This is a genomic window from Rathayibacter sp. VKM Ac-2760, assembly GCF_009834185.1.
Taxonomy (GTDB): domain Bacteria; phylum Actinomycetota; class Actinomycetes; order Actinomycetales; family Microbacteriaceae; genus Rathayibacter.
The window spans coordinates 1,171,622-1,196,614 of record NZ_CP047173.1 but is presented as its reverse complement, the minus strand read 5'-3'; the positions used below and the strand labels follow the sequence as shown (position 1 = coordinate 1,196,614).

Here is a 24,993-nt window from a genome sequence, read left to right as displayed (position 1 = left end):
GGCTCGCCGGGTGCGCGCCGCCCTCCCCGCCCCCCGGTTCGATCCGCTCGTCCTCGACTCCCTCGCCGAGGGCTTCGCCGGCGATCTCGGCGCCCGCGAGCACGCCGAGGGCCTCCGCTTCGAGGGCATCGATCTCACCGGCGCCGACCTCACCGCCGCCTCCTTCAGCGAGTGCCTGCTCGACGGCGTCGTCCTCGGGCGGGCGCAGCTGCGGGCCGCGTCCCTGGTGGAATCGCGCCTGGAGCGGCTGGACGTTCCGGGCCTCAGCGCCCCGCGCAGTCGCTGGCGCTCGATCGAGCTGCGCTCCTCGCGACTCGGCTCGGCCGAGCTCTACGAGAGCACCTTCGAGCAGGTCCGCGTCTCGGACTGCAAGCTCGGCTACCTGAACCTCCGCGGCGCGACGCTGCGCGACGTGCTCTTCGAGCGCTGCACGATCGACGAGCTCGACCTGGGCGGGGCCACCGGTGCCCGGGTGGCCTTCACCGACTGCGACGTCCGCTCGCTCGAGCTGCCGGGCGCGAAGCTCCAGGACCTCGATCTCCGCGGCGCCGAGCTGCACGTGCTCGGCGGACTCGACGGCCTCCGCGGTGCGGCGCTGACCGAGTTGCAGCTGAGCCTGATGCTGCCGCTGTTCGCGGAGCACTTCGGCGTCCGCGTGCTCGGCTGACGCCTAGCGCCGCCGACCGATCCACCGGGTCAGCGCCCGGCGCCCCAGCAGGAACACGCCGAGCACGATCGTCGTCACGACGACGAAGCTCAGCTGCACCCCCTGCCCGGAGAGCACCCGCAGCACCATCCCGCCGGCGACGGTCACCACCCAGACGATCAGGCCCGACGGGATCAGCCGATCCGGGGTCCGCCAGGCGCGCGCGAGCAGCCACCCCAGCAGCAGCGCGGCGGCGAACGGCCACAGCGTCACCAGGAAGCCCGCGAGCACCGAGTCGCCGTCGTGCGTCCGGCGCCCGATCAGGACGAACACCGCGACGAGGACGAGGTCGAGCGCCAGCCCGAGCCCGGCGCGGCGGGTCACGCCGGCTCCGTGACGAAGTCGATCAGCTGCTCCACCCGGCCCAGCAGCGCCGGCTCGAGGTCCTGGAAGGTGCGCACCTGCCCGAGGATGCGCTGCCACGCGCGGGCGATGTCCGCCTGCTCGTCGTGCGGCCAGCCCAGGGCCTGGCAGATGCCCTTCTTCCACTCGATCGAGCGCGGGATCTCGGGCCAGCGCTCCAGGCCCACGCGGGCCGGCTTCACCGCCTGCCAGACGTCGACGAAGGGGTGCCCGACCACGAGGACGTGCGCGCCGTGCGGTCCGGCGGCGACCGCGTCGGCGATCCGCGACTCCTTCGAGCCGCGCACCAGGTGGTCGACGAGCACGCCGATGCGCCGGCCGGGCCCGGGCTGGAAGGCGCGGACCAGCTCGTCCAGGTTGTCGACGCCCTCGATGTACTCGACGACCACGCCCTCGATCCGCAGGTCGTGCCCCCAGACCTTCTCCACCAGCTCCGCGTCGTGCCGGCCCTCGACGTAGATGCGGCTCGGCAGCGCGACGCGCGCCTTCGCCTCGGCCACGTGGAAGGACCCGGAGGCGGAGCGCGCGCGGCCCAGGTCCGCGTCGCGCTTGAGCCCGGGCGCCTTGAGCGACACCGGCTTGCCGTCGATCAGGAAGCCGGGGCCGACGGGGAAGACGCGGACCTTGCCGAAGCGGTCCTCGAGGCTCACCATCCGCAGCTCCACGCCGAGGACGGCGCCGACGAAGCCGGAGGTGACCTCCTCGACCACGAGGTCGCGGACGGCCTCGACCACCTCGACCGCCACCGTGTTCTTCGCTCGCCAGTTCCCGGCGAGCACGTCCTGCCCGTACCTGTCGTCGTCCATCGCACCGAGGGTAGCCCGCTGCTGCGGATGATCATCACTCTCGATTGCGCGCACGTATTGCGATGCGTTTATGGATCTGGTGCACTGGACCCGGTCGCCGATCGGCGGCCGGTCCCTCCGCGCGATCCGCGGAACCAAGGAAGGCACCTCGATGAGCACCACCGACCTCCACGCCGAGCACGACGTCACCGAGCACGAGCACGGCGACGGCTGCGGCCACACCACCGTCCAGCACGACGACCACGTCGACTACGCGCACGGCACCCACCGCCACGCGCTGCACGGCGACCACTACGACGAGCACGGCGCGCACGCCGAGCACGTCGCCGCCGCCGACCAGGGCTGAACCGCGAGCGGGCCGCCTCCCCGCGGGGCGGCGGCCCGCGGCCCCGCCCGGTCAGCCCTGCCGGGTCTTGAACCTCGGGTTCAGCTTGTTGATCACGAAGACGCGGCCACGCCTGCGCACCACCTGCGACCCGGGCGCGTTCTTCATCGACTTCAGAGAATTGCGGACCTTCATCGGACTCCTGTCGTGTCGCGAGACGCCTGCCGCCTCGACCGCTGTTGAGAACGGTTATCGATAGAGTAGTCCGCCATGGAGCTCTTCGACCCGTCACCGCACGCCCTCGCCGTCCTGCTCGTCAGCGCGACCGACGCCGCCGACGCCGCGCGCGTCGCCGCCGCCCTCGCCGGCCGATCCGGTCGGCCCCCGGAGGACGTCGTCGATCCGCCGGGCGACAGCGTCCGCCTCGCCGAGGAGCTGGCCGCCGAGCTGGGCCGCGAGGCCGACGCGGGCCGCCGCGGGGTCAGCGTCGTCGCTCTCGATCCGCTGGCCGACACCCTCGAGGTCGGCCTCGTGCTGGAGCACCTCTGCACGCGCCGCGGCGGCACGGCACCCCGGGTCGCCGTGCTCGACGTCGTCGCCGTCACCTCGGTCGACGAGATCCTCGACGTGCTGGTCGGCCGCGACGGGAGCAGCCCGGCGGGGGACGCGGGCGTCGCCGAGCGGCTCGCCTCCCGGATCGAGTTCGCGAGTCTCGTCGTCCTGGCCGGCCGGCGCGGGGCCCGCGCGAGCACTCCTGCGGACGACACCGTCGCCGTCGACCTCGTGCACGCCCTGGCGCCGTCCGCCCAGGTCGTCCGCCCGCACGAGACCTGCCGCCTCTCCTACCGCCTGATCCCCGGCCGCGCGCACGCTCTGGCCGCGTCGATGGGCTGGCAGCGCGCCCTGAACGGGACCGGCCGCGGCGCCGGCCGCACGGACCCGGTGCAGGAGTTCGTCTTCCGCGACCCCCTCCCCCTCCACCCCGGGCGCCTCGCCGTCGCGGTGCGCGACGAGCTGGTGCCGGAGCGGGTCGGGCGGATCCTGCGCTCGCGCGGGCTGGTCCGGCTGGCGACGCGCGCCGACCGCGTCGGCTCCTGGTCCATCGCCGGCGACGTGCTCTCGCTCGATCCGACGGCGATCCCGAGCTGGGACGCGGACGCGCCGCTCGGGCAGGAGCTCGCCTTCTTCGGCCTCGACCTCGACGCGGACGCGCTCACCGACGTCCTGAACCGCTGCCTGCTCACCCCGAACGAGCTCCTGCTCGGCCCGCAGTTCTGGGCGGGCATCGACGACCCGTTCCCGGCCTGGGAGCAGGAGCACCACCACTGAGCACGCGCGGCGCGCAGCCGCGCACCCTCGTTCGTCGCGCAGCGGCGCCCCCTCTGCCGGTCGAGCAGCCGCGAAGCGGCTCCCCCTTGCCGGTCGAGTAGCCGCGCAGCGGCGTATCGAGACCCACGCACCCCCGCATGACGGAGGAAGTCCCCGCTCCCAGCCGGGGTCACTAGGCTGGCGGGGATACAACGTGCTCCGGGGTCGGTGAGAGTCCGAACCGGCGGTAACAGTCCGCGAGCCGCTGACCACTTCGGTGGGAGGCGGTTGACCCGGTGGAATTCCGGGACCGACGGTGAAAGTCCGGATGGGAGGCAGCACGAGCGTCGCGCGCGAGCGCGGCGTCGAACGACGGTGCCCGCGCACCGCCGCTCGCACCCCGGAGTTCGGTGACGAACGGAAGAACCGGGAATGACGATCGATCACGAGCAGGCGATGCGCCGAGCGCTCGCCCTCGCGCAGCGGGGCCCCGCACGCGGGGTGAACCCGCGCGTCGGCTGCGTCCTCCTCGCGCCCGACGGCTCCGTGCTCGCCGAGGGCTGGCACCACGGCGCCGGCACCGCGCACGCCGAGGTCGACGCCCTGGCCCAGCTCGCCCCCGGCGCCGCCACCGGAGCGACCGCGGTCGTCTCGCTCGAGCCGTGCAACCACGTCGGCCGCACCGGTCCCTGCAGCCGCGCGCTGATCGACGCCGGCGTCACCCGCGTCGTCTACGCCGTCGGCGATCCCGGAGTGAGGTCCGCCGGCGGGGCCGACACCCTCCGCGCCGCCGGCGTGGACGTCGTCGAGGGCGTCCTCGCCGAGCAGGCGGAGGAGTTCCTGCACGTCTGGCTCACCGCGACCCGTCGCCGCCGCCCCTGGGTGAGCCTGAAGTGGGCCTCCACGCTCGACGGCCGCACGGCCGCGGCGGACGGCAGCAGCCGCTGGATCACCGGTGCCGCCGCCCGGCAGCGCGTGCACGAGCAGCGCACCGCGGCCGACGCGATCCTCGTCGGCACCGGCACCGTGCTCGCCGACGACCCGAGTCTCACCGCCCGCGGCGACAGCGGCGAGCTGCTCGCCGAGCAGCCGCTCCCGGTCGTCGTCGGCACCCGCGCCGTCCCGGCCGGCGCCCGCGTGCTCGGCCACCCCCGCCGCGCGGTCCTCGAGCGCACGCACGACCTCGCCGCCGTCCTCGACCGCCTCTACGACGCCGAGGTGCGCCACGTCTACGTCGAGGGCGGGCCGACCCTCGCGTCCGCCCTGGTCGCCGCGGGGCTCGTCGACGAGTTCCTCGTCTACCTCGCCCCGGCGCTGCTCGGCGGCCCGCGCCTCGCGCTCGGCGACCTCGGCGTCGAGAGCATCGCCGGCGCCCACCGCCTCGACCTCCGCTCCGTGGAGATCCTCGGCGACGACCTGCTCGTCACCGCCCGGCCGGGCTCCCCCGCCGGGCGACCGCCCGCACCGCAGAAGGAGAGCTGATGTTCACCGGAATCATCGAGGAGATCGGCGTCGTCACGGCGGTCTCGGCCGGAGCCGACGCGATCCGCCTGACCGTGCGCGGCCCGCTCGCCGTCGAGGGCGCCCGGCACGGCGACTCCATCGCGGTCTCGGGCGTCTGCCTGACCGTCGTCGAGCAGTCGGCCGACGGCTTCACCGCCGACGTGATGGCGCAGACCCTGCGGATGTCGACGCTCGACGGCGTCGCGGTCGGCGACCCCGTCAACCTCGAGCGCGCGGCGCTGGTCGGCGACCGGCTCGGCGGGCACATCGTGCAGGGGCACATCGACGGCACCGCGACCCTGCTGGCCGTCACACCGGGCGACGCCTGGCGCGTGCTGCGGTTCTCCCTCCCCGCGGAGGCGGCCCCGCTCGTCACCGACAAGGGCTCGATCGCGGTCGACGGCGTCTCGCTGACCGTCTCGGCGATCAGCCCGGCCGCCGAGCCGGAGCAGTGGTTCGAGGTCTCGCTGATCCCGGAGACCCTGGCCGCCACCACCCTGGGCGCCCGCGCGATCGGCGACCGGGTCAACATCGAGACAGACATCCTCGCGCGCCACGTCGAGCGGATGCTCGCGCTGCGCGCCGTCACCCTTCCCGGAGGTGGGGCATGAGCCTCTCCAGCATCCCCGAGGCCGTCGCGGCCCTCCGCGCCGGCCGGCCCATCATCGTCGCGGACGACGAGGGCCGCGAGAACGAGGGCGACGTCATCGTCTCGGCCCAGCTCGCGAGCCAGGAGACGATCGCCTGGATGGTGCGCCACTCCTCCGGCTTCATCTGCGCCCCGATGACCAACGCGATCGCCGACCGGCTCGAGCTGCCGCTGATGGTCGTCGACAACGAGGATCCGCGCGGCACCGCGTACACGATCTCGGTCGACGCCGCCGATCGCCTCTCCACCGGCATCAGCGCCTCCGACCGCGCGCACACCCTCCGCGTGCTCGCCGATCCGGAGGCGACTCCCGCGCGCCTGCACCGCCCGGGCCACATCCTGCCCCTGCGCGCCGTCGAGGGCGGCGTGCGCGAGCGCGACGGCCACACGGAGGCCGCGGTCGACCTGATGCGGCTGGCCGGCCTCGAGCCCGTCGGCGCCATCTCGGAGATCGTGGCCGAGGACGGCGAGATGATGCGCCTCCCCGGGCTGATCGCCCTCGGCGAGCGCGAGGGCGTGCCGGTCACGACCGTCGCCGCGCTGATCGCCTACCTGGAGGAGCACCACCCCGACGCCGAGGCGCCGCTCGTGGAGCCCGCCCGCGAGACCCCGCGGGTGAGCTTCGAGGTCGAGACGACCGTGCCGACCACGCACGGCCCGTTCCGGCTGCGCGCCTACCGCGACCGCCAGACCGGCGCCGACCACGTGGCGATCGTGGCCGGCGAGCTCGGCGACGGCCGCGGCACACTCGTGCGCGTGCACTCCGAGTGCCTGACCGGCGAGGCGTTCGGCTCGCTGAAGTGCGAGTGCGGGCCGCAGCTCGACGCCGCGCTCGACACCATCCAGCGCGACGGCGGCGTCGTGGTCTACCTCCGCGGCCACGAGGGTCGCGGCATCGGCCTGATCAACAAGCTCCGCGCCTACCGGCTGCAGGAGGACGGGCTCGACACCCTCGACGCCAACCTCGCCCTCGGCCTGCCCGCGGACGCGCGCGACTACGGCGCGGCCGTCGGCATCCTGGACGATCTCGGCGTCAGCGACGTCCGCCTGCTCACCAACAACCCCGAGAAGGTCCGCCAGCTCACCGACCGCGGCATCACCGTCTCGGAGCGCGTGCCGCTCGTCGCCGGGGTCGGCGCCTTCAACGAGGGCTACCTCGCGACCAAGCGCGACCGGATGGGCCACTTCACCGATCTCGACACCCTCGTCGAGCTCGACCACCTCGACGCCGGGACCGCCGGCGCCACACCGAAGGAGTAAGCAATGGCCGGTAGCGGCGCACCCACCACCTCCGCCCTCGACGGGAGCGGCCTGCGCGTCGTCGTCGTCGCGGGGACCTGGCACCAGCAGATCACCGACGGGCTGATCGCCGGCGCGAGCAGCGCGCTCGACGAGTCGGGTGCCTCCTGGTCGCTCGTGCGCGTGCCCGGCTCGTTCGAGCTGCCGGTCGCCGCGAAGGCCGCGCTGGAGGCGGGCGCCGACGCGGTGGTCGCCCTCGGCGTGATCATCCGCGGCGGCACCCCGCACTTCGAGTACGTCTCGGACGCGGCGACCTCCGGCCTCACGAACGTCTCGATCCAGACCGGCAAGCCGGTCGGCTTCGGCGTGCTGACCCTCGACACCGAGCAGCAGGGCATCGACCGCGCCGGCCTGCCCGGCTCGAAGGAGGACAAGGGCCGCGAGGCGGCCGAGGCGGCGATCGCGACCGCGCTCGTCCTCCGCGAGCTGCGCGGCTAGAAAGCACCGCACGCAGTCCTGCGCGCCGGCGCCCCCTCGTCGGAGGGGCGCCGGCGCGCTTTGCTGTGAGAGCACGGAGTAAAGTGGACGGGTCGTCACAAGCGGCCCTATCCTCCCTCCCCCTCGGCCCCCGCGGCCCGCAGCGCCCGATCGACGCCGCCCCCGCCGGCACCGGGAGACCCCTCCATCGGAGCAGCCCTCTTCCATGTCTTCTTCCCGCACCGCAGCCGACGCTCCCTCCGCCGCCCCGGCGAACTCCCGGGGCCGGGTCATCCTGGCGAGCCTCATCGGCACCTCGATCGAGTTCTACGACTTCTACGCCTACGCGACCGCGGCCGTCCTGGTCTTCCCCTCGCTCTTCTTCGTCAACGAGGACCCGGCGGTCGCCCTCCTCGCGTCCTTCGCGGTCTTCGGCGTCGCCTTCATCGCGCGCCCGATCGGGTCGATCATCTTCGGCCACTTCGGTGACCGCGTCGGCCGCAAGGGCACCCTCGTCGCGTCCCTCCTCACGATGGGCATCGCGACCTTCCTGATCGGCTGCCTGCCGACCGCGCTCACGCCCGGCTGGGAGTTCCTCGCCCCGTTCCTGCTCGTCGTGATGCGCTTCTGCCAGGGCCTCGGCCTCGGCGGCGAGTGGTCGGGAGCCGCGCTCCTCGCGACCGAGAACGCCCCCGCGAACAAGCGCGCGATCTACGGCACGTTCCCCCAGCTCGGCGCCCCGATCGGCTTCATCGTCGCGAACGTGCTCTTCCTGGTGCTCGCGAGCACGATGAGCGACGAGACCTTCGCCGCCTGGGGCTGGCGCGTGCCGTTCCTCGCGAGCGCCGTGCTGGTGATCGTCGGCCTCTACGTGCGCCTCAAGCTCGTCGAGACCCCCGCGTTCCAGAAGGTCGTCGACAACGGCGAGGTGGCCAAGCTGCCGCTCGCCCGCGTCTTCAAGACCAGCTGGCGCCCGCTGATCCTCGGCACGTTCATCATGCTGGCGACCTACGTGCTCTTCTACCTGATGACCACGTACACCCTGACCTACGGCACCACGCCGACGGACGCGCCGACCCCGGGTCTCGGCTACACCCGCAACGACTTCCTGATCATGCTGATCGTCGGCGTCGTGTTCTTCGGTGTCTTCACGCTCGTCTCCGGCCCGCTGGCCGAGCGGTTCGGCCGCCGCAAGACGCTCCTCGCGGTCACCAGCGCGATCATCGTCTTCGGGCTCCTGTTCGTCCCGCTCTTCGGCGGCGGCTTCGTCGGCGTGATGGCCGTGCTGATCCTCGGCTTCACGCTGATGGGCCTGACCTTCGGGCCGATGGGCGCCGTGCTGCCCGAGCTGTTCCCGACCAACGTCCGCTACACCGGCTCGGCGATGGCCTACAACCTGGCGTCGATCCTCGGAGCGGCCGTCGCGCCGATCATCGCCGTGGCGCTCTGGCAGTCGGCGGGCGGCAGCCCCGTGCTCGTCGGCCTCTACCTCAGCGGCGCCGGCGTGCTGACGCTCATCGCGCTGCTGATCTCGAAGGAGACGCAGCACACGGCGTACCACGACAACGTGTCGTAGGACGCTGCTGCTCCACCCCTGTCCGGCCCGTCGGTTCCCCCGGCGGGCCGGACCTGTCTCCGTGGTGAGCGACAGGATGCGGCGGCGGCCGTCCCTGCCGGTCGAGCAGCCCCGCAGGGGCGTATCGAGACAGCATGGTCTCCCGTCCCGACCGGCGGCCGGTTCGCAGCCACGAAGGGGCAAGATGGACGGCGGTCCACCAGAAGAGAAGCAGGCCATGAGCGAGGACGAACGAGCGATGAGCAGCACCACGGAGAGCACGCGCGGCGGTCGGCGGCCCCGCCGCGCCAAGGACGACGGACCCCGCGCCTCCTTCTCGCAGCTCGTCCCCTATCTGCTCGAGCACCGCGGCATCCTCTCGGTCGTGGTCGTGCTCAGCCTGTTCGGCGCCGCCGCCAGCCTCGCCCAGCCGCTCGTCGTGGGCCAGGTGATCACCCGCGTGCAGGACGGGCTCGATCTCGGCCCGCTGGTCTGGGCGCTCCTCGTCCTCGTCGTCGCCTCCGGCCTCATCTCCGGCTTCGCGCACTACCTGCTGCAGCGCACCGGCGAGGGCATCGTCCTCTCCAGCCGCCGCCGCCTCGTCGCGCGGCTGCTCCGCCTGCCGATCCGCGAGTTCGACGCCCGCCGCACCGGCGACCTGGTCTCGCGTGTCGGCTCCGACTCCACGCTGCTGCGCGCCGTCCTCACCCAGGGCCTGGTCGACTCGATCGCCGGCTCGCTGCTCTTCGTCGGCGCGATCATCGCGATGGCGGTCATCGACTGGGTGCTGCTGCTGATCATCGTGGTCGTCGTGGCCGTGGCCCTCGGCGCGGCGCTCACCCTCGGGCGCGGCATCCGCGTCGCCAGCCGCAAGGCGCAGGAGAAGGTCGGCGACCTCGCCGCCGCCGTGGAGCGCGCGATCAGCGCCGTCCGCACCATCCGCGCCGCGGGCGCGACCGATCGCGAGATCGCCGTCGTCGACACGCACGCGACCGAGGCCTACCGGCTCGGCATTCGCGTCGCGCACATCTCGGCGCTCGTCGTCCCGGTCGCGGGAATCGCGATGCAGGTCGCCTTCCTCGCCGTCCTCGGCGTCGGCGGCTACCGCGTCGCCTCCGGGGCGATCGACATCGCGCAGCTGGTGTCGTTCATCCTCTTCCTCTTCATGATGGTGATGCCGCTGGGCAACTTCATCGGAGCGATCACCTCGGTCAACGCGGCGCTCGGCGCGCTCGGCCGCATCCAGGAGATCATCGACCTGCCGATCGAGGGCGACGGCGAGCGCGACGGCGGCGGCCTCGCCCCGGGAGTCGCCGACTCGGCCCTCGCGTTCGACGGCGTCGTCTTCTCCTACGACGAGAAGGCGCTCGACGTCGACGCGGAGGCGCGCGACCGCACGGTGCTGCGCGGCGTCTCGTTCACGGTCCCGCGCGGCAAGCGCACCGCCCTGGTCGGCCCGTCGGGCGCCGGCAAGAGCACGATCCTCGCGCTGATCGAGCGCTTCTACGACCCCGAGGCCGGCGTCGTCCGCCTCGGTGGCGTCGACATCACCGCGATCGACCGCGACGCCCTCCGCGCCCAGATCGGCTACGTCGAGCAGGACGCGCCGGTGCTGGCCGGCACCCTCCGGGAGAACCTGGTGCTCGGCCGGCCCGACGCCGACGATGCCGACTGCCTCCGCGTGCTCGAGGCCGTGAACCTCACCGATGTGCTCGAGCGCGATCCGCTCGGCCTGAACGCCCCCGTCGGCGAGAGCGGCGTCATGCTCTCGGGCGGCGAGCGCCAGCGTCTCGCCATCGGCCGGGCGCTCCTCGCCGCCCCGCCGATCCTGCTGCTCGACGAGTCCACCTCGAGCCTGGACGGCCTGAACGAGCAGCGCCTCCGGCTCGCGATCGACGCCGTGGCCGAGAACAGGACGCTCCTGGTGATCGCGCATCGCCTCTCGACCGTGGTCGACTCCGACCAGATCGTGGTGCTGCAGAAGGGCGAGGTCGTCGGCATCGGCACGCACTCCGAGCTCGTCGAGTCGACGCCGCTCTACCGCGATCTGGCGAAGCACCAGCTGCTGGTGTGACGCAGGAGGCGGGGTCGCCCGGCCCGCCCGTGCCGCGGGGCCCTGCCCGGATCAGCGCGGCGGCAGGCGCAGGGCGCCGTCGAGGCGGATCACGTCGCCGTTGAGCATCGGGTTCTCGACCACGTGGCGCACGAGCGCGGCGAACTCCTCCGGCCGGCCGAGCCGCGCCGGGTGCGGCGTCGCCGAGCCCAGCGCGGTGCGGGCCGCCTCCGGGAGCCCCGCGAGCAGCGGGGTGTCGAAGGTTCCGGGCGCGATCGAGACGACGCGGATCAGCGCGCTCGCCAGCTCGCGGGCGAGCGGCAGGGTCAGCGCCGCCACCGCCCCCTTCGACGCCGCGTAGGCCGCCTGGCCGATCTGGCCCTCGAAGGCGGCGATCGACGAGGTCGTGATCAGGACGCCGCGCTCGCCGTCGACGGGCTCGCGCTCCGCGATCGCGGCCGCCGCGAGCCGGAGGACGCTGAGCGTGCCGACCGCGTTCACCCGCAGCACCCGCTCGAAGGCGTCGAGCGCGAGCGGCCCGTCGCGGCCGAGCAGGCGGCCCGGCGTGGCGACGCCGGCGCAGGTCACCGCGATCCGCAGATCGCCCGCGGCGGCCACGGCGCGCTGGACCGCGTCGGCATCGAGCACGTCGCCGGAGATGCGCAGCACCGACGCCGGCAGGTCCGCGCCCTCGAGGGCGGCCGGCAGATCGAGGACGACCACGCGTGCTCCCGCGTCGGCGAGAGCGCGCGCCGTCGCGGCGCCCAGCCCGGAGGCGCCGCCGGAGACCAGCGCGGAGCAGCCGTCGACGCGCATCAGGGGGCGGCGGTCGGGTCCGCCGTGCCGGAGGCGGGAGCGTCGGTCGAGTCGGGAGCGTCGCTCGAGTCCGGGGCGTCGCTCGCGTCCGGGGCGCCGCTCGGCACGGGCGCCGCCGTGGACAGCGCCTCGGCGGAGCAGTCGACCAGCGTCCGGTCGTACTCGGCGATCTCCTTCTGCACCCGCGTCCACTCCGACTGGTCGGTCGCGACGCTCGGCGAGACCGGCCGCTCGTTCAGGCCGTAGCGCGCGAGGCAGCGGGTGATGCGCTGCGAGACCGCGTCGCCGGCCTCCGACAGCCCGGTCGAGCCGCCCGTCGAGTGGTCCGTGGTCCCGATCGTCTGCGACGGCGAGACGACCGCGTCGGGGACCTCGGTCGGAACGGCGGAGCAGCCCGCGCTCAGCGCGAGGAGCAGCACGACCGGCGCGAGCAGCGGACGGACGGCGTGGGACCGGGAACGCTCGGGCATGGACGACCTCGGGAGGGAGCGACGGCGGAGAGAGACGGGTGGCGAGTGACGGGGCCGAGAGACGGGTGCGGTCGGCTGTGCGGCAGCGGAGGACCGGTGCCGGTCGGGTTCGTGGCGAGCGTAGCGCAGCCGTCGGCTCCGGAGCGGCGTTCGGCGCCGGATGAGCGGCCCCGTGGCCCGGACGGGGGCGGTCGGTGCGCCGCGTGATCAGGGCGCCGCGAGCGCCCACATCGCCACCGCGCTGGCGGCCGCGACGTTGAGGGAGTCGATGCCGTGCCGCATCGGGATCTGCACCGCGACGTCCGCGGCGGCGAGCGCCTCGTCGGTGAGCCCCTCCCCCTCCGTGCCGAGGACGAGGGCGACCCGCTCGGGGGCGGCCGCCGCGAAGTCGCGCAGCGGCACCGCCTCCGCCGTGAGCGCCATCGCGGCGATCGTGAAGCCGGCGCCGTGCAGGAGCGCCCGCGTCGAGGTCCAGTCGCCCACCCGGGTCCACGGCACCTGCAGCACCGTGCCCATGCTCACCCGGATCGCCCGGCGGTAGAACGGGTCGGAGCAGCGCTGCGTCACGAGCACGGCGTCCGCGCCGATCGCGCCCACCGAGCGGAAGATCGCGCCGACGTTGGTCGGGTCGACGACGTTCTCGAGCACGACTACGCGCCGGGCGCCGGCGAGCAGCTGCACGGGGTCGGCCGGCGCCGGCCGGTCGAGGGCGGCGATCAGCCCGCGGTGCAGCGTGTAGCCGGTGAGCTCGGCCAGCAGCTCGGCCGGCCCGGTGAAGACCGGCACATCGGCGTCGCCGACCAGGCGCACCGCCTCCTCGACCGCACCGCCGAGGGCGAGCACCGAGCGCGGCCGGTGCCCGGCACCGAGGGCGCGCTCCAGCACGAGCGCCGACTCTGCGATGTAGAGGCCGAGCGGCCCGCGCGCGTTCTTCAGCGCGACGTCCGTGGCGTGCGCGTAGTCGCGCAGCCGCGGATCCTCCAGCGACGAGACCTCGATCAGCTCCATCGGATCAGGCGAACGGGTCGGGCGTCAGCGTGTACTTCGTGCTGAGGTACTCGTGGATGCCCTCGAGCCCGCCCTCGCGGCCGAGCCCCGACTGCTTGACCCCGCCGAAGGGCGCCGCCGCGTTCGAGACGACGCCGACGTTCAGCCCCATCATCCCGGTGGCGAGACGCTCGATCATCCGCTGGCCGCGGGCGAGGTCGCGGGTGAAGACGTAGGAGACCAGCCCGAACTCGGTGTCGTTGGCGAGGCGCACGGCCTCGTCCTCGTCCCGGAACGGCACGATCGCGAGGACAGGGCCGAAGATCTCGGTGCGCAGGATCTCGCTGCCGGCCGCGACCCCGGCGAGCACGGTCGGCTCGTAGAAGTGGCCGTCGCCGTCGATCCCGTGCCCGCCGATGCGGACCTCGGCGCCGCGCCCGACCGCGTCCTCGACGAGCGAGCGCGCCTTCTCCACCGCGCGGTCGTCGATCAGCGGGCCGATGTCGACACCCGACTCGGTGCCGCGCCCGACGCGCAGTGCGCCGACCCGCTCGGTCACCCGGGCGGCGAACTCCTCGGCGATCGACTCGTGCACGAAGAAGCGGTTCGCGGCCGTGCAGGCCTGGCCGATGTTGCGGAACTTCGCGAGCATCGCGCCGTCGACGGCCCGGTCGAGGTCCGCGTCCTCGAAGACGATGAACGGCGCGTTGCCGCCGAGCTCCATCGAGGTGCGCAGCACGCCCTGGGCGGCCTGCCTCAGCAGCGTCTGCCCGACCGGCGTGGAGCCGGTGAAGGAGACCTTGCGCAGCCGCGGATCGGCGAGGATCGGCTCCGAGAGAGCGGCGGCCTCGGAGGTCGTGACGACGTTCACGACGCCGTCAGGGACGCCCGCCTCGGCGAGCAGCGCGGCGAACGCCAGGGTGGTCAGCGGCGTCAGCTCGGCGGGCTTCACGACGACCGTGCAGCCGGCGGCCAGGGCCGGTGCGATCTTCCGCGTCGCCATCGCGAGCGGGAAGTTCCACGGGGTGATCAGGTAGCAGGGGCCGACCGGGTGCTGCGACACGATCATCCGCCCGGTGCCCTCGGGGTTCACGCCGTAGCGCCCCGAGATGCGCACCGCCTCCTCGCTGAACCAGCGGAGGAACTCGCCGCCGTAGGCGACCTCGCCCAGTGCCTCGGCGAACGGCTTGCCCATCTCGAGGGTCATCAGCAGGGCGAAGTCGTTCTTCCGCTCCTGCAGCAGGTCGAAGGCGCGGCGGAGGATCTCCGCGCGCGTGCGCGGCGCCGTCGCGGCCCACGACTCCCCCGCGGCGACCGCGGCGTCGAGCGCCCGGACGCCGTCCTCGGGCGTCGCGTCGGCGATGGTGCGGATCACGGTGCCGGTCGCCGGGTCCTCGACGTCGATCGTGCCACCGGCCGAGCCGTCGACCCAGGCGCCGCCGATGAACAGCTGCGACGGGACGCGGGCGAGCAGGGCCGCTTCAGTGGCGCTTCGAACGACGGAATCACTCACGAGAACACTCTTCCTGTGCGGATCGAGTCGCGCGGACCCCGCACGACGATGCTTCTCAGTCTACGACCGGCCCCGGGCGCCCCTCAGGAGCCGGAGGGCTCCGTGGATGAAGCAGTCCCTGTGGAGGAGGCCTCGACGCGCACCCCTGCCTCGGCGAGCTCGCGCAGCGCGGCGGCGCTCGGCTCGGCCGCGACTCCGGCGACCAGGTCCGAGAGCACGCGCACCTCGAGTCCTGCCGCTCGCGCGTCGAGTGCCGACGCCCGCACGCAGTAGTCGGTGGCGAGTCCGACGACGTCGAGCTCGGTCACCCCGAGGCGCTCGAGCAGCTGCGGGACCCGCTCGCCGTCGACCGTCGCACCCTCGAAGGCCGAGTACGAGGGCCGGCCCTGCCCCTTCCGGATGTGCACGTCGACCGCGTCGACCGCGAGCGCCGGGTGGTACTCCGCGCCGAGCGAGCCCGCGACGCAGTGCACCGGCCAGGTGTCGACGAAGTCGGGCACGGCGGCGAAGTGCCCGCCGTTGTCCGAATCGCCGTCGTGCCAGTCGCGCGAGGCGAGCACGGTCGCGTAGTCCCCGGCGTGCGCGGCGAGGTGGGCCGAGATCGCCTCGGCGACGCGGGTGCCGCCCGCGACCGCGAGAGCGCCCTCCTCGGTGAAGTCGTTCTGCACGTCGACGATCAGGAGTGCCGTGGTCATGAGGGGTCCTCTCGGGTCGGGGCGGATGATCGGGGTGCTCAGGAGTCGGAGAGCGCGCCGCCGCACCGGTAGAACCCGGTCACGAGCGTGTCGATCGCGGTCTTGGCCGAGTCGGACACGTCGCCGAGCGCGTAGACGGCGAAGGTGAGCGCGGTGCCGTCCTGCGCGTCGACGACGCCCGCGAGCGTGTAGCCGGTGTCGATCCAGCCGGTCTTGGCGCGGACGGCGCCGTCGGCGACCGCGTTGTCACCGGCGAAGCGGTCGGCGTAGGCGAGCGAGCCGGTGCGCCCCGAGACGGGCAGCCCGTCCAGCAGGACGCCGAGCTGCCCCTCCCGCGCCTGGATCTTCCGCAGCAGGCTCGTGAAATAGGCCGGCGCCACCGCGTTGTCGTCGCTGAGGCCGGAGCCGTCGACGATCACGATGCCCGCGGTGTCCACTCCGTAGCCCGCGAGGCCCTGCAGCACGCCGGCCTGCTCCGCGCCGAAGTCACTGCCGGATCCGGTGCGGATCGCGACCAGGCGCGCGAGCATCTCAGCGATCGCGTTGTCCGAGACGAGGAGCATCTGCTGCACGAGGGTGCTCACCGGCGCCGATTCGACGGTGCCGAGCACGGTCGCGCCGGCCGGGGCGGTGCCGAGCGACACGGTCGGCGAGCCTGCCAGCTCGCCGGCGAAGGCGTCGCCCGCTCGACCGACCGGATCCTCGCCGCGCCGCGAGGTGGTGGCGGTCGGGTCCGCGCGGTCGCCGTCGACCTGGAGCGCCGTGATCTCGGGCATGTAGCCGTCGGTCTGCTCCTTGCGGTTCCAGCTCGGCTGCCAGGTCTCGCCGGAGTAGAGCGAGGTGTCGAGCACGACCGACGAGATCGCGGTGCCCGCGGTCGCCGGGTCGGCGTCCCGGGCGCGCTCGACCTGCGCGGCGAGGTCGTCCAGGTGCGCGGCGCCGGCGTAGACCGACTCCTGCCCGCTGGGCAGCCTGCTCAGCGTCAGGTCGCCGCCGCCGACGAGGACCACGCTGCCGGGCTCGGCGCCGGCGACGACGGTGGTGGCGATGCGGGTGTCCGGTCCGAGGACGGAGAGCGCGGCGGCGGCGGTGAGGATCTTGAGGGCGGAGGCGGTGCGCGAGGCGGTCGAGCCGCCGCGGTCGAAGAGGACCTCGCCGGTCGCCGCGTCGACCACCCGCGCCTGCATCGAGCCGAGCCGCGGGTCGGCGGCGAGACCGGCGACGGAGCAGGTGCGCAGCGCCGCCGCGGTCTCGGCGCCGGCGGGGCGCGCGGTCGGAGTCGGGGTGGGCGTCGCGGTCGCCGCCTCCGTGGCGACGGGCAGGGGCGTCGCGGTCGGCGTCGCGGTGCGGCCGATCGCGGCTCCGGCGCCGAAGGCTCCGAAGCCCAGCAGCACAGCGACGGCGGCCGCGGCGAGCAGGAGGGCGCGCGGCCGGCGGCGGGGCGGGGTGTCGGTCATCCGGACCAGGGTAACGAACGGGGATCGGCGCGGCCTGGGCAGGACAGCCGGGGCGTCGTGGCCGCGCTCGCGGCTGCACCGGTGTACGAAGGGTGAGCCGCCTGTCGGAATCGAACCGACGACCTTCTCATTACGAGTGAGACGCTCTACCGACTGAGCTAAGGCGGCGTGCTCGCGAGGCGCTGGCCCCGGACACGATTACACAGCATAGCCTGCTCGCGGGCCGGGGCGTGAATCGAGCGCACGGGCCGGCGGCTACTCCCGCAGCGCGCCGCGCAGCTCGTCGAACGAGTGCGCGATCAGCCCCGGCAGGGCGTCGCGTCCGTCGTGATCGACCCACGCCGCCCAGGCGTGCCGCATCGCGGCGAACCCGACCAGGGTGAGCATCCGCGCCCGGCTGCGCACCGCCTCCGTGTCGTCCTCGCCGCGGGCGAGGCGCTCCGCGACCAGGCCCTCGATCGCGAGCTCGAACTCGCGCATGCCCGCGATCTTGAGGCCGACCAGGTGCGGATGCTCGCGGAAGAGACCACGGCGCAGGAGGTGCAGCTCGCGGTCCTCCTCGCCGGGCACCTCGGCCGCCGCGACGAACACCTCCTGCAGATCGGCGACGATCGGACCCCGGCCGGCCAGGAACGCGGCGGCCGTCTCGTCGGAGATCACCGGGAGGCCGCCGACCAGGGCGTCCTCCTTCGAGGCGAAGTAGTTGAAGAAGGTGCGGGTCGAGACGTCGGCCGTGCGCGAGACGTCCTCGATGGTCACCCGGTCGGGACCGCGCTCGCTCGCGAGCCGCAGCACGGCGGTCTCGATCGCGCGCCGGGTCGCGAGGCGCTTGCGCTCGCGCAGTCCGGGCTGCTCCTGCGCGGCGCGGCGCTCCTGCTCGGTCAGCACTGCGGGTCCTCCTCGGGGACGACGCCCTCGAGCAGATACGCGTCGACCGCGTCGTTCACGCACGAGTTCGACTTGTTGTAGGCCGTGTGCCCTTCGCCGTCGTAGGTGACGAGGTGGCCCTCGGCCAGCTCGCCGGCCAGCGCCTGCGCCCAGAGGTAGGGGGTGGCCGGGTCGTTGGTGGTGCCGACCACGAGGATCGGCGCGGAGCCCTCCGCCGCGATCGGCTCGCGCGAGCCCTCGAACGCGGCCGGCCACTCGCCGCAGAGGATGTCGCCGTAGGCCAGGTAGCGCCCGAGCGTCGGCGCCGCCGCCTCGAGCTCCGCCGCGTCCGCGCGCATCGACGCGGTCTCGGCGTCGTAGGCGTAGTCGACGCAGTTGATCGCGAGGAACGCCTCGGTGGCGTTGTCGGAGTAGCCGCCGTCGGCGGTGCGGCCGTTGTAGGCGTCCGCGTACTGGAAGGCGATCTCGGCGCCGCCCCGCCGCACGTCCGAGAGCATCTCGCTCAGCCCGGGCCAGGACGACGCCGAGTAGAGCGGGTAGACGATCGCGGTCAGCAGCGTGCTCGAGCCGAGCTGCCGGCCGTCCTGGGCGCGGATCGGCGAGGCGTCGACCCGCTCGAGCAGCGCGGCGACCTGGGCCATGCCCTCGTCGACGGTGCCGGTGAACGGGCAGCCCTCGGAGCCGAGGCAGTCGGCGAGGTAGGCGCGCAGCGCGGACTCGAAGCCCTTCGCCTGCTCGCGGACGACGTCGAGCGAGGTCGCGGCCGGGTCGAGCGCGCCGTCGAGCACGAGCCGGCCGACGCGCTCCGGGAAGAGGCCGGCGTAGGTGGCGCCGAGGAAGGTGCCGTAGGAGTAGCCGAGGTAGTGCAGGGTCTCGTCGCCGAGCGCGGCGCGCAGCACGTCGAGATCGCGGGCGGCGCTGGTCGTGCCGACCTCCGGCAGCAGCGCCCCGCTGCGCTCCTCGCAGGCGGCCGCGAAGGCGGCGGAGGCGGTGCGCTGCGCGTCGATCCACTCGTCGCTGCCGCGCTCGCCCGGCACGAGGTCGTAGAGGTAGGAGTCGAGACCGGCGTCGTCGAGACAGGAGACCGCGGTCGAGGCGCCGACGCCGCGCGGGTCGAAGCCGACCACGTCGTAGCGGGCGGCGAGCTCGGCGTCGACCGCGTAGTCGACGCTGTCGCGGACGAAGTCGACGCCGGAGGCTCCGGGCCCGCCCGGGTTCACCAGGAGGGAGCCGATCGCGTCGCCGCCCGTCGCGGGGTGGCGGACCAGGGCGACCGACGCGGTCTCCCCCGCCGGGTCGTCCCAGTCGAGCGGCACGGTCGCGTCGGTGCACTGGGCGCCGTCGCCGCAGTCGTCCCAGACCAGCGTCTGCCCGTAGTACCGCCCGAGGTCGGCGGCGACCTCCTGCGGGGCGGGGGTGGACGTGCGCTCGACACTCGGTCCGGGCGCGAAGCAGCCGGCGAGCAGCGCGGTCGCGGCGGCGACCGCGGCGATCGCGGACCAGCGCCGTGCGCGGCTCACGCGGCTCATGCGGCCACCGGGCGACGCGCGGCGACCACGAGCATCGCCTCGAGCGCGAGCACCGGCGAGACGTTGGCGTCGATGCGCTGGCGCGCGGTCGACACCGCGTCGAGCACGGCGAGCGTGCGCTCGGGGCCGGTGGAGTCGGCGAGTGCGGTCATCTCGGCGCGCACCTCCTCGTTGATCACGCCGCCGGGGGCGCCGAGCTGGAGGCGCACCACATCGCGGTAGAGGGACAGCAGGTCGACCAGGATACGGTCGAGGCCGTCGCGGAGACTGCGGGTGGCGCGCCGCTTCTGGTCCTCCTCGAGCGACCGCAGCTGCGAGCGGAGCTGGGCGGGGATCGTGCCTCCCGGCTCGACGCCGAGCGAGCGCAGCGCCTGCTGCCGCTCGACGTCGTCGCGCTCGAGTGTGTAGGCCTTCGCGTCCTCGGTGGCGACCTCGATCATCCGCGCGGCGCCGAGCACCGCGTCCGACACCCCGCGCAGGCCCAGGGCGATGCGGAGGGTCTCCTCCCGCCGCTCGCGCGCATTCGCGTCGGTGGCCAGCCGGTGCGCCATGCCGATGTGGCTCTGCGCCTGCCGTGCGGCGCGCTCAGCCGTGTCCGCATCGACGCCGTCGCGGCGCTCGAGCAGACCCGCGACGTCCTCGACGCTCGGCACCCGGAGGCGCACCGAGCGCACCCGCGAGCGGATGGTGGGCAGCAGGTCGGCCTCGCTCGGCGCGCAGAGGATCCAGACGGTGCGCTCCGGCGGCTCCTCGAGCGCTTTGAGCAGCACGTTCGAGGTCCGCTCGCTCATCCGGTCGGCGTCCTCGATCACCATCACGCGGTAGCGCGAGACCGACGGCGAGTACTGCGACGACGAGACGAGGCGGCGCACCTCCTCGATCGAGATGATGACGCGCTCGGTGGCGAGGACGGCGAGGTCGGGGTGCGAGCGGGCGGCGACCTGCGCGCAGTCGGGGCACTCGCCGCAGCCGCCGCGGCGGCAGAGCAGGGCGGAGGCGAACGCGTAGGCGAGGTTGGAGCGGCCGGACCCGGGAGGACCGGTGATCAGCCAGGAGTGGGTCATCGAGGACGACTCGCGGCCGCTCTCGTCGCGGGGGGTCGAGGCGTCGCGCAGGGCGCCGATGGCGTGCTCCTGGCCGACGAGCTGGCTCCAGACGGTCACGGGATCAGGCTAGCCGCGAGGTCCGACAGCGGGCCGGGCGTCGAGCGGGCGGGCATCGAGGAGCTGCCCGACGCGGGCACGGACGGCGGCCGCGAGCTCCTCGACGGGGCGGCTGGCGTCGAGGACGAGGAAGCGCCCGGGATCGGCCGCGGCGATCGCGAGGAACGCCTGCCGCACGCGGCCGTGGAACTCCGCCTTCTCGGCCTCGAGCCGGTCGTAGCGGGTGCGCGCCGCGTCCAGGCGCTCGCGCGCGGCGGCGGGATCGAGGTCGAGCAGGACGGTGAGGTCGGGGCGGAGGTCGCGGGTCGCCCACTCGGAGAGGGAGCGGACCTCCGCGGCGTCGAGCACCCGGCCGGCGCCCTGGTAGGCGACGGAGGAGTCGATGTAGCGGTCCTGGACGACGACCTCGCCCCGCTCGAGCGCGGGGCGGACGAAGGTGCCGATGTGCTGCGCGCGATCGGCCGCGTAGAGCAGCGCCTCGGCCCGCGGGTCGATCTCGCCGCGGTGGTGCAGCACGATCTCGCGGATCTGCACGCCGACCTCAGTGCCGCCGGGCTCGCGGGTGCGCCGGACGGTCTCGCCGCGTGAGCGCAGCCACTCCTCGAGCAGCCGGGCCTGCGTGGTCTTGCCCGCGCCGTCCCCGCCCTCGAGGGTGACGAAGAGGCCGGTCACGACTCCGTCGCGCCCGTCGCCTTCGCCGCGGTGCTGCGGGCGCGGGTGGTGGCGGGCTTCTTGGCGGCGGTCGTCTTCGCTGCCGTGGCCTTCGTGGCCGCGGTCTTGGCCGCCGCGGTCTTCGTCGCCGTCGTCTTGGCGGCCGTCGTCTTCGTCGCGGTCGCCTTCGCGGCCGTGGTCTTCGCCGCGGGCTTCTTGGCCGGGGCGCGCTTGGCCGGGGCCTTCTTGGGCGCCGGGCCCTTCGCCCGCTTGTCGGCGAGCATCTGCACCGCCTGCTCGAAGTCGATCTCCTCGATCGGCTGGCCCTTCGGGATCGTGACGTTGGTCTCGCCGTCGGTCACGTAGGCGCCGAAGCGGCCGTCGCGGATCCGGATGGGCTTGCCGCTGACCGGGTCGGCCTCGAACTCCGCGAGGGCACTCGTGGCGCGCTTCGCGCCGTACTTGGGCTGCGCGAACACCTCGAGGGCGGTCGGCAGGTCCACCTCGAAGATCTGGTCCTCGCTGGTGAGCGAGCGGCTGTCCGTCCCCTTCTTCAGGTACGGGCCGTAGCGGCCGTTCTGCGCGGTGATCGGCTCGCCCGACTCCGGGTCCTCACCGACGGTCCGCGGCAGGTCGAGCAGGCGCAGGGCGGTGGCGAGGTCGACGGTCGCGACGTCCATCGACTTGAAGAGGGAGGAGGTGCGCGGCTTGACGACCGCCGGCTTCTTCGCGCCGCGCTTGGCAGCAGGAGCGGAGACGGGCTCGACGACCTCGCCGGTGGCGGGGTCGGCGGTGGTCTCGGGCTCGGGGTCGACCTCGGTCACGTACGGGCCGAAACGGCCGTCCTTGACCACGACCGTCTTGCCCGAGTCCGGGTTGCTGCCCAGCACGCGGTCGGTCTGCACGGGGGCGTCGACCAGCTCCTGCGCCTTCGCGGGCGTGAGCTCGTCGGGGGCCAGCTCGAGCGGGAGGTTGACGCGGCGCGGCGTCTCCTGCCCCTCCTCCTGGGCGACCTCGAGGTAGGGGCCGTACTTGCCGATGCGCAGGGTGATGTCGTCGGTGATGCGGACGGAGTTGATGGTCTTCGCATCGATCTCGCCGAGGTTGTCGACCACGTGGCGCAGGCCCGGCTGGTCGCCGCCGCCGAAGTAGAAGCGGTTGAGCCAGTCGACCCGGTCCTCCTCGCCGCCCGCGATGCGGTCGAGGTCGCCCTCCATCGCGGCGGTGAAGTCGTACTCGACGAGGTCGGCGAAGAACTCCTCGAGCAGGCGCACGACCGAGAAGGCGATCCAGTTCGGCACGAGGGCCGTGCCCCGGGGGGTGACGTAGCCGCGGTCGACGATCGTCGTGATGATCGAGGCGTAGGTGGAGGGGCGCCCGATCCCCAGCTCTTCCAGCGACTTGACGAGGCTCGCCTCGGTGTAGCGCGGCGGCGGCGAGGTCTCGTGGCCCTTGGCCTCGACCTCGGCGACGACGAGGCTCTGGCCGACCTCGAGCACGGGCAGCTTGGCGTCCTTCTCGTCGCGGGCGCCGTGGCGCTCCTCGTCGCGGCCCTCCTCGTAGGCGAGCAGGAAGCCGCGGAAGGTGATGACCGTTCCGGAGGCGGTGAACTCGGCGGTGCGCTCGGTGTCGCCCGCCGGGTTGGCGAGCAGGGTGACCGTGGCGGTCGAGCCCTTCGCGTCCGCCATCTGCGAGGCGACGGTGCGCTTCCAGATCAGGTCGTAGAGGCGGTGGTCGTTGCCGCGGAGGGTGCCGGCGAGCTGGTCCGGCGTGCGGAAGGTCTCCCCCGCGGGGCGGATCGCCTCGTGCGCCTCCTGCGCGCTCTTGTTCTTGCCGGAGTAGAGGCGCGGCTTCTCGGGGACCGTCTCCGCGCCGTAGAGCGAGGCGGCCTGCGAGCGGGCGGCGTTGAGCGCCTGCTGCGAGAGATTCGGCGAGTCGGTCCTCATGTAGGTGATGAAGCCGTTCTCGTAGAGCGACTGCGCGACGCTCATCGTCTGGCGCGCCGAGAAGCGGAGCTTGCGCGCCGCCTCCTGCTGGAGCGTCGACGTGGTGAACGGAGCGGCGGGGCGGCGCGAGTAGGGCTTCGACTCGAGGTTCGAGACGCGGACGAGCGTCGCCGGGTCGCGCAGCGCCTCGGCGAGGGCGCCGGCGGACGACTCGTCGAGCACGGTGACGTCGCTCTTGAGCTGACCGCGGTCGTCGAAGTCGCGGCCGCTGCCGATCCGCTTGCCGTCCAGGCGCGCGAGGCGGGCGTCGAAGCCCGCGGCCGCGTCGGTCTCGGGGGCGAGGACCGTGGCGAGGTCCCAGTAGGAGGCGGAGACGAAGGCGAGGCGCTCGCGCTCGCGGTCGACGACGAGCCGGGTCGCGGCGGACTGCACGCGGCCGGCCGAGAGGCCGGGGCCGACCTTGCGCCAGAGCACCGGGGAGATCTCATAGCCGTAGAGGCGGTCGAGGATGCGGCGGGTCTCCTGGGCGTCGACGAGGGAGGTGTCGATGTCGCGGGTGTTGTCGCGGGCCGTCTGGATCGCGTCCTTGGTGATCTCGTGGAAGACCATCCGCTTCACGGGGACCTTGGGCTTGAGCTCCTCGAGGAGGTGCCACGCGATGGCCTCGCCCTCGCGGTCCTCATCCGTCGCGAGGAAGAGCTCGTCGGCGTTCTTCAGCGCGCGCTTGAGGTCGGCGACCGTCTTCTTCTTCTGGTCGGAGACGACGTAGTAGGGCTCGAAGCCGTTGTCGACGTCGACGGAGAACTTGCCCAGGCCGCCCTTCTTGAGCTCGGGCGGCAGGTTCTTCGGCTCGATGAGGTCGCGGATGTGCCCGACGGAGGCGAGCACCTCGTACCCCTCGCCCAGGTACTGGGCGATGGTCTTGGCCTTCGCCGGCGACTCGACGATCACCAGCTTCTTCGTGCCGGACACAGTTCTCCTCGGTTGATGCTGTCGGGTCGGACGATCAGTGAATCCGACGGGTCCCCTTCGGCGGGGGCGGTGCGCGGCGACCGCTGGAGGAACGACGATCCGTTCACGTCGGCTTCGGGCGCCCGACAGGCACACCATACACACTGACCCCGGGCATCCCGCGCCGCTGCTCGTCCCTCGCAGGCTGGGAGCGCACCGACCACCACCCGCGCATCCGCCGGATCCCGTGCCCCGCACCCGGTGACGAACGGGACCGATCGGCGCATGATGACAGGTATGGCAACGACGCACACCACCTCCGCTCCGACCACCTCCGCCTACACCGCCAAGTTCGTCGACGGTCCCCTCGAGGGCAAGACCCTCCGCCGCCCGTACGGCGACGCCTCGGCCCCGGCCGGCCGCCTCGATATCCCCGGCGCCCGTGCGGGCTCGCACTACCTCTACCTCCTCGCCGGAGCGCTCGAGCACGATGAGGGAGCGGGCACCCTCCCGACCGCCGCCGCCTACCGCTACCAGCGCGTCAGCTCCGACTGAGCACCGACTGAGCACCGCGGGCGCGTCGGGCTCCGTCACGGCGGCGGGCCGGCGCGCGCGCGAGCGGGCAGCGCCAGCGGTCCGACGGCCACGACGACCTCGACGGTCGCCACCCCTCCTTCCAGCGCGCATCGCCCGACGGTCGCGCCCATCGCCGCGGCCACCCGCTCGGCCTCCTCGCACGGCGCCCCGGGAGCAAACCGGAGGCGACATCGGCCGCGGCGAGCGCCGCCGCGTCCGCCGCCGCCACGGCCCGCTGGTGCCCGACGACACCGCCGCAGCCCGCGAGCACCGCCGCCGTCACCAGAACCGTGCCCGCGACGACCCCGACCGCGACCACCGCCGCCGACCCCTCCTCTCCGGAGACCGCGCCGCTCCCCGTGCGAGC

General features: G+C 73.8%; 24 protein-coding genes, 1 tRNA gene and 1 riboswitch. Of the genes, 10 read left to right on the top strand and 15 right to left on the bottom strand.

The window, feature by feature from the left end; genetic code table 11:
- Window positions 1–10 precede the first annotated feature (10 nt).
- A complete protein-coding gene (locus GSU72_RS05340; RefSeq protein WP_159984120.1) occupies window positions 11–667 on the top strand; it encodes a pentapeptide repeat-containing protein in 657 nt (218 codons plus the stop codon).
- Between the two features lie 3 nt (window positions 668–670).
- Here the strand turns inward: GSU72_RS05340 and GSU72_RS05335 are convergent, their stop codons facing one another.
- On the bottom strand, window positions 671–1,030 hold the full coding sequence (locus GSU72_RS05335) for a DUF3054 domain-containing protein (RefSeq protein ID WP_159984119.1): 360 nt from the start codon (window positions 1,028–1,030) through the stop codon (window positions 671–673).
- On the bottom strand, window positions 1,027–1,875 hold the full coding sequence (locus GSU72_RS05330; protein WP_159984118.1) for a DUF3097 domain-containing protein: 849 nt from the start codon (window positions 1,873–1,875) through the stop codon (window positions 1,027–1,029). Before GSU72_RS05330 ends, GSU72_RS05335 begins: the two co-directional genes overlap by 4 nt.
- A 151-nt stretch (window positions 1,876–2,026) precedes the next feature.
- On the opposite strand from GSU72_RS05330, the gene GSU72_RS05325 reads away from it, so the two are divergent.
- A complete protein-coding gene (locus GSU72_RS05325; protein WP_159984117.1) occupies window positions 2,027–2,221 on the top strand; it encodes a zinc transporter permease in 195 nt (64 codons plus the stop codon).
- A 51-nt stretch (window positions 2,222–2,272) separates the two neighbouring features.
- Here the strand turns inward: GSU72_RS05325 and ykgO are convergent, their stop codons facing one another.
- Complete coding sequence (gene ykgO, locus GSU72_RS05320; protein WP_159984116.1) at window positions 2,273–2,395, bottom strand: type B 50S ribosomal protein L36; 123 nt, start codon at window positions 2,393–2,395, stop codon at window positions 2,273–2,275.
- 75 nt (window positions 2,396–2,470) lie between these two features.
- On the opposite strand from ykgO, the gene GSU72_RS05315 reads away from it, so the two are divergent.
- The 7 genes from GSU72_RS05315 (at window position 2,471) to GSU72_RS05285 (ending at window position 11,005) form a co-directional block, all read left to right on the top strand.
- A complete protein-coding gene (locus tag GSU72_RS05315) occupies window positions 2,471–3,529 on the top strand; it encodes a GTP-binding protein (protein ID WP_159984115.1) in 1,059 nt (352 codons plus the stop codon).
- A 190-nt stretch (window positions 3,530–3,719) separates the two neighbouring features.
- Window positions 3,720–3,853, top strand: a riboswitch (FMN riboswitch).
- Window positions 3,854–3,940: 87 nt separating this feature from the next.
- Entirely contained in the window at window positions 3,941–4,990 is a 1,050-nt protein-coding gene (ribD, locus tag GSU72_RS05310) for a bifunctional diaminohydroxyphosphoribosylaminopyrimidine deaminase/5-amino-6-(5-phosphoribosylamino)uracil reductase RibD (protein WP_244255986.1), read from the top strand.
- Window positions 4,990–5,622, top strand: coding sequence for a riboflavin synthase (locus GSU72_RS05305; protein ID WP_159984114.1), 633 nt, complete (start codon window positions 4,990–4,992; stop codon window positions 5,620–5,622). The genes ribD and GSU72_RS05305 overlap by 1 nt, the downstream gene beginning before the upstream one ends.
- Complete coding sequence (gene ribA / locus GSU72_RS05300) at window positions 5,619–6,920, top strand: GTP cyclohydrolase II (protein ID WP_159984113.1); 1,302 nt, start codon at window positions 5,619–5,621, stop codon at window positions 6,918–6,920. The genes GSU72_RS05305 and ribA overlap by 4 nt, the downstream gene beginning before the upstream one ends.
- Window positions 6,921–6,923: 3 nt before the next feature.
- Entirely contained in the window at window positions 6,924–7,397 is a 474-nt protein-coding gene (ribH, locus tag GSU72_RS05295; protein WP_159984112.1) for a 6,7-dimethyl-8-ribityllumazine synthase, read from the top strand.
- A 205-nt stretch (window positions 7,398–7,602) separates the two neighbouring features.
- Window positions 7,603–8,952, top strand: a complete 1,350-nt coding sequence (locus GSU72_RS05290; RefSeq protein WP_159984111.1) for an MFS transporter — start codon at window positions 7,603–7,605, stop codon at window positions 8,950–8,952.
- 238 nt (window positions 8,953–9,190) lie between these two features.
- Window positions 9,191–11,005, top strand: a complete 1,815-nt coding sequence (locus GSU72_RS05285) for an ABC transporter ATP-binding protein (RefSeq protein ID WP_159984110.1) — start codon at window positions 9,191–9,193, stop codon at window positions 11,003–11,005.
- Between the two features lie 51 nt (window positions 11,006–11,056).
- On the opposite strand, the gene GSU72_RS05280 is transcribed toward GSU72_RS05285, so the two are convergent.
- The 12 genes from GSU72_RS05280 to topA all read right to left on the bottom strand — a co-directional run bounded on the left by GSU72_RS05280 (window position 11,057) and on the right by topA (window position 24,071).
- A complete protein-coding gene (locus tag GSU72_RS05280) occupies window positions 11,057–11,800 on the bottom strand; it encodes an SDR family NAD(P)-dependent oxidoreductase (RefSeq protein ID WP_159984109.1) in 744 nt (247 codons plus the stop codon).
- A complete protein-coding gene (locus tag GSU72_RS05275; RefSeq protein ID WP_159984108.1) occupies window positions 11,800–12,270 on the bottom strand; it encodes a hypothetical protein in 471 nt (156 codons plus the stop codon). Before GSU72_RS05275 ends, GSU72_RS05280 begins: the two co-directional genes overlap by 1 nt.
- A gap of 207 nt (window positions 12,271–12,477) precedes the next feature.
- Window positions 12,478–13,278: an RNA methyltransferase gene (locus GSU72_RS05270; RefSeq protein WP_159984107.1), complete on the bottom strand. Its 801-nt coding sequence runs from the start codon at window positions 13,276–13,278 to the stop codon at window positions 12,478–12,480.
- Window positions 13,279–13,282: 4 nt separating this feature from the next.
- Window positions 13,283–14,770, bottom strand: a complete 1,488-nt coding sequence (locus GSU72_RS05265) for an NAD-dependent succinate-semialdehyde dehydrogenase (protein ID WP_159984106.1) — start codon at window positions 14,768–14,770, stop codon at window positions 13,283–13,285.
- Between the two features lie 83 nt (window positions 14,771–14,853).
- Window positions 14,854–15,465: an isochorismatase family protein gene (locus GSU72_RS05260; protein ID WP_159984105.1), complete on the bottom strand. Its 612-nt coding sequence runs from the start codon at window positions 15,463–15,465 to the stop codon at window positions 14,854–14,856.
- A 38-nt stretch (window positions 15,466–15,503) separates the two neighbouring features.
- On the bottom strand, window positions 15,504–16,922 hold the full coding sequence (gene dacB / locus GSU72_RS05255) for a D-alanyl-D-alanine carboxypeptidase/D-alanyl-D-alanine-endopeptidase (RefSeq protein WP_159984104.1): 1,419 nt from the start codon (window positions 16,920–16,922) through the stop codon (window positions 15,504–15,506).
- A 95-nt stretch (window positions 16,923–17,017) separates the two neighbouring features.
- Window positions 17,018–17,090: transfer RNA gene (locus tag GSU72_RS05250), tRNA-Thr, on the bottom strand.
- Window positions 17,091–17,177: 87 nt separating this feature from the next.
- Complete coding sequence (locus tag GSU72_RS05245; RefSeq protein ID WP_244255985.1) at window positions 17,178–17,810, bottom strand: TetR/AcrR family transcriptional regulator; 633 nt, start codon at window positions 17,808–17,810, stop codon at window positions 17,178–17,180.
- A complete protein-coding gene (locus tag GSU72_RS05240; protein ID WP_159984103.1) occupies window positions 17,804–19,339 on the bottom strand; it encodes an alpha/beta hydrolase in 1,536 nt (511 codons plus the stop codon). The genes GSU72_RS05245 and GSU72_RS05240 overlap by 7 nt, the downstream gene beginning before the upstream one ends.
- Window positions 19,336–20,502, bottom strand: a complete 1,167-nt coding sequence (locus tag GSU72_RS05235) for a DNA polymerase III subunit delta' (RefSeq protein ID WP_159984102.1) — start codon at window positions 20,500–20,502, stop codon at window positions 19,336–19,338. The genes GSU72_RS05240 and GSU72_RS05235 overlap by 4 nt, the downstream gene beginning before the upstream one ends.
- A 9-nt stretch (window positions 20,503–20,511) precedes the next feature.
- Window positions 20,512–21,174 (bottom strand): dTMP kinase, encoded by a 663-nt coding sequence (tmk, locus tag GSU72_RS05230; RefSeq protein WP_159984101.1) that lies wholly within the window; start codon window positions 21,172–21,174, stop codon window positions 20,512–20,514.
- A complete protein-coding gene (topA, locus tag GSU72_RS05225; RefSeq protein ID WP_159984100.1) occupies window positions 21,171–24,071 on the bottom strand; it encodes a type I DNA topoisomerase in 2,901 nt (966 codons plus the stop codon). The genes tmk and topA overlap by 4 nt, the downstream gene beginning before the upstream one ends.
- A gap of 276 nt (window positions 24,072–24,347) precedes the next feature.
- Here topA and GSU72_RS05220 point away from each other — a divergent pair, with 276 nt between their 5' ends.
- Entirely contained in the window at window positions 24,348–24,605 is a 258-nt protein-coding gene (locus GSU72_RS05220) for a hypothetical protein (RefSeq protein ID WP_159984099.1), read from the top strand.
- Window positions 24,606–24,993: the final 388 nt, after the last annotated feature.